Origin of the sequence: uncultured Marinobacter sp., assembly GCF_963974375.1 — a bacterium.
GTDB lineage: Bacteria > Pseudomonadota > Gammaproteobacteria > Pseudomonadales > Oleiphilaceae > Marinobacter.
On record NZ_CAXBDN010000320.1, the window covers coordinates 1 to 4288 of the forward strand.

A 4288-nucleotide genomic window follows, 5' to 3' on the forward strand; every position below is an offset into this window, starting at 1 on the left:
ATCAGCAATGTCAGTGTGCCAGTCTTCATGCCACGGGGCTCCGGTTGGTCAGGGGTCATCCAGGTCAGTGGGCGTTGTCCGGGGTCAATCCAGATAGTAAAGGGAATCCACCGCGCGACGAGTCACCACATCCCCTGCGGAGTCATTACCCCGGGGCATGGGCATCGGGCACAGGTCGCGCACATCGCGGTCACTGACCTTTGACACGCACTGGCGGAACCGGGGCTCCAGTTTCAGTTCCATCACCGTTTCCACCACGCCGTCACTGTGCTCGTTCACCGCAACCAGCTTTGCGCCACGAATATAACTGTCTACATAGGTGCGGAACATATCGTTGCGGGACACGAAGTCGTTTACCGTGGAACTGCCGTACACCACGGTGCCATACACCCGCTCGGCAAGGTTGCGATAGGCATCCAGCTGGGAGGCACGGCGCGCCATCAGTCGCTTGCGGGTATTCAGGCGATCACTGGCGGCGTCCTCGTAGGTACCGAAACCACTGACCCGCACCACAATCGCCTCATGATGATCAGCCCGACCGTGAATTCCGTCCTGGCCAGACGAAGCCGTGGATCGGTGGTGGCCGACGGGCGCACAACCTGCCAGGGCGGCAATCAATAGCAGGCATATCCAGCGTGACATCATGGAAATCTCCGGTAAATCAGCGAAATTCGCTTGTGGTTATCAGCGTTAACCATTGCCATGAAAATTCCGGGCCAGTTTATCTATGTTTCTGTTTTAAAATAATTATCTTACGAAAACGAACAACAAGCCGAAAGCGGGCGGCAAAGGTTCGCCGGCCTTTTACATTTCCGTCACAAATCGTTACTTCCCTCCGACTGACCCGATTGACTTACTCATCTAGTATTCATGAACTACAGGTAATACTTACCGCTTACTTTTGCGACAGACATCAAGCCCAAAAGGAAAATCCAGATCCATGAAACTGTGTCGTCTTACCCTGGCTATCGGCCTGACCGCCGCCTCCACCGCTACCTTCGCAGGCCCTCAGGCGTTCAACTCCGCACGCTCCTTTGCCATGGGCGGCACCGGCGTTGCCATTGCCCAGCCGGCCACCGCTAACAGCGCCAACCCGGCCATGCTGGCGTCACAGCAACATGAATGGGCGGACGATTTCGGCCTGATGATCCCCTCGGTAAACGCCCGCTTCGCCGACGAAGAAGAAGTGGTTGACCAGATTGACGATATTCAGGACAACATCGATAGTCTGGAAGGCATGATCAATAACCTGAACAGCGGCGATGACGTGAGCGATGCCCAGATTGCCGCCGGACAGCTGCGAGACCAACTGGACCGTTTCAATCGTGATACGGTCCGCATTGATGCCGGTGCCGGCATCAGCCTCGCCATACCCAGTCCCCGCCTGGCAGTGGGCTTCTTCGCCAACGGCTCGGTGCGCGGCACGGTGCGGGGCGAACTGAATGATGACGACCTGGCCTTTCTCGACACCCTGGCCAACGCGGCCGACGCCGATGACCTGATTGGCATAGATCTGGAAAGCGAACTGGAATCCCGTGGCCGGGTGTTGGCCTCGGCGGTCATTGAAACCGGTGTCAGCCTGGGCCGCAGCTTTGATTTCGGACTGGAAAACCCGCTTCAGCTGGGCGTTTCGCCAAAATATGTGCAGTTGAGAACCTACAATTACAGCACTGGCATCAACGATTTCGATGACGAAGACTTCGACGGCAAAGACTATGAAACCACCAAAAGCGGTTTCAACTTCGACCTGGGCGCAGCCTACGCCTTTGGCGATCAGCGCCAGTGGAACGCCGGTGCAGCCATCAAGAACGTCATTCCGATGGAGCTGGATTCGGTTGACTCCCTGGAAGGCAAGCGAACCTTCGAGCTCAACCCGAAAGTGACCGTGGGCCTGGCACACACCGGCAACTTCCACGCACTGACCGCCGAAGTAGACCTGACCAAACAGAAAGCCTTCGGATTTGAAGATGACACCCAGTGGGTTGCTATTGGCGCCGAATTGGACGCCTTCCGCTTCGCCCAGCTGCGCTTCGGTGCCCGTCACAACATCGCCAGTAACGACGACAACAGCGGCGTTGAGGAAACCACCCAGTTTACCGCTGGTCTGGGCCTGTCTCCGTTTGGTGCCCGTCTTGATCTGGCAGCACTGGTGAGCGATGCGGACCTTGGTGCTGCCATTGAGTTCGGTGTCGCTTTCTGATCAGAGATTGGTAAGCAAGCTTCTGGAAAATAGTGTCTGACAAACCAGCAAAGCTCGCCCGGTGGCGGGCTTTGCTGTTTCTGCCTTTGCGACAGTGCCTCGCTACCGGGATAATAGGCAGCACACTCCCTCAACCGGTTTCACAACGCATGGAAATTTACCTCGTCGGCGGCGCAGTACGTGATGAACTTCTCGGCCTGCCGGTCACCGATCGTGACTGGGTTGTCGTCGGCGCCACCGCTGAACAGATGCTGGCGCTGGGCTATAAACAGGTCGGAGCCGATTTCCCGGTGTTCCTGCACCCCAAAACCGGCGAGGAGTACGCCCTGGCCCGTACCGAACGCAAACAGGGCAAGGGTTACCACGGTTTTACGGTATACAGTTCCCCGGATGTCACTCTCGAAGAAGACCTGCTGCGCCGGGATCTGACCATCAATGCCATGGCGAAGGGCCGCAATGGCAGCATTATCGACCCATTTGGGGGGCAGCGGGACCTGCAGCACCGGCGCCTGCATCACGTGTCGGAAGCCTTCTGCGAAGATCCCCTGCGGATTCTGCGCACCGCACGGTTTCTGGCCCGTTTCCACCATCTCGAGTTCCATATCAGCCAGGAAACCATGGCACTGATGACTCAAATGGCAGGCTCCGGCGAAGTCGGCCATCTGGTGCCTGAACGGGTCTGGCAGGAGATCCAGCGGGCACTGCACGAAGCCACGCCCACTGTCTTTTTCACGGCGCTGAGAGACTGTGGTGCCCTTGATGATCTGATTCCTGAACTGCGCGACGAGGTGAACTTCACTAACGCCATGAAGGCCCTGACCTGCATCTCGGAGCAGGCCGACACCACCACCGACTGCCGCACCGCCGCGCTGCTGTCGACGCTTGATGCAGCCTCAGGCCCAGCCAGAGCCAAAGCCCTCAAGGCCCCCAATGAGTGTCAGGACATGAGTCGCCTGGTCATTGAATGCAGTCCGGAGCTGAACCGGCGAAATACGCTGACAGGGGAGCGACTGCTTTCGGTCATGGAACGTGCCGATGCCTGGCGCCGGCCCGAGCGGCTGGAACGCTTGCTGACGACCTGCTGCTGCCTGCCCGACGGACTGAGCCATCAGCAACACCTGAGAATCGAACATGCTCTGGTGGCGGCCCGCAAGATCAGCGCCAGAGACCTGATACCCCTGGGGTTCAAAGGCAAGGCACTGGGCGAAGCCCTGCAGCGGGAGCGACTGAAAGCCGTTGAACAGGCCCTGACAGAAACGGAAACAGCTCACAAAACCGGGTAACCGACGCCGCATTCGGATAGAATCGGCAGATCAAACCGATGTATCGGCAGACCCGCTGAGCGCGTCAGGCCAGTCACCATCCTGACCACGAAAAGACCATCCATTTAACCGGAGACCTTCATGCAAGACGTTGTCATCGTAGCTGCAAAACGTACCGCCATTGGTAATTTCGGCGGCTCCCTGTCCAGCCTCAGGGCAGACCAGCTGGGCAGTGCGGTCATCAAAGCCATCCTTGAGGAAACCGGTGTACCGGCCGACCAGATCAGCGAGGTCATACTCGGCCAGGTGCTGACTGCAGGCTGTGGCCAGAACCCGGCCCGCCAGGCCGCCATCAACGCCGGCGTTCCCGCTTCGGTACCGGCCATCACCATCAATAAAGTGTGTGGCTCCGGCCTGAAAGCAGTGCACATGGTGGTGCAGTCGATCCGCTGTGGCGACGTCGAGATGATTCTCGCCGGTGGTCAGGAAAGCATGAGCCAGTCGCCCCACGTGGTGCCCAACAGCCGCAACGGTCAGCGCATGGGCAACTGGACCATGATTGACACCATGATCACCGATGGCCTGTGGGACGCGTTCAACGATTACCACATGGGCATCACCGCTGAAAACATCGTCGAGAAATACGGCATCAGCCGCGAGGAGCAGGACCAGTTTGCCGCCGCCTCCCAGCAGAAAGCCGCCGCTGCCCGCACCGAAGGTCGCTTCAAGGACCAGATTGTTCCGGTCAGCATTCCCCAGCGCAAGGGCGAGCCGGTTGTTGTGGACCAGGACGAAGGTCCCCGCGATGGTATCAGCGCCGAGAGCC

General features: G+C 58.7%; 4 protein-coding genes. 3 read left to right on the top strand and 1 reads right to left on the bottom strand.

Annotation, left to right across the window (positions count from 1 at the left end; genetic code table 11):
* Positions 1-84: 84 nt before the first annotated feature.
* Positions 85-645, bottom strand: coding sequence for an LPP20 family lipoprotein (locus AAC035_RS19140; protein WP_339806707.1), 561 nt, complete (start codon positions 643-645; stop codon positions 85-87).
* A gap of 295 nt (positions 646-940) precedes the next feature.
* On the opposite strand from AAC035_RS19140, the gene traF reads away from it, so the two are divergent.
* From traF to AAC035_RS19155, 3 genes are all read left to right on the top strand, one after another.
* Positions 941-2200, top strand: a complete 1260-nt coding sequence (gene traF, locus AAC035_RS19145) for a conjugal transfer protein TraF (RefSeq protein ID WP_339806709.1) — start codon at positions 941-943, stop codon at positions 2198-2200.
* A gap of 149 nt (positions 2201-2349) precedes the next feature.
* A complete protein-coding gene (locus AAC035_RS19150) occupies positions 2350-3483 on the top strand; it encodes a multifunctional CCA tRNA nucleotidyl transferase/2'3'-cyclic phosphodiesterase/2'nucleotidase/phosphatase (protein ID WP_339806710.1) in 1134 nt (377 codons plus the stop codon).
* A 120-nt stretch (positions 3484-3603) separates the two neighbouring features.
* A partial coding sequence (locus AAC035_RS19155; protein ID WP_339806711.1) for an acetyl-CoA C-acyltransferase occupies positions 3604-4288 on the top strand: 685 nt, incomplete at its 3' end.

What these genes read in the sequence shown, in the direction of transcription:
- AAC035_RS19140 (WP_339806707.1), bottom strand. Translation starts at nt 645, where the DNA reads ATGATGTCACGCTGGATATGCCTGCTATTGATTGCCGCCCTGGCAGGT.
- traF (WP_339806709.1), top strand. Translation starts at nt 941, where the DNA reads ATGAAACTGTGTCGTCTTACCCTGGCTATCGGCCTGACCGCCGCCTCC.
- AAC035_RS19150 (WP_339806710.1), top strand. Translation starts at nt 2,350, where the DNA reads ATGGAAATTTACCTCGTCGGCGGCGCAGTACGTGATGAACTTCTCGGC.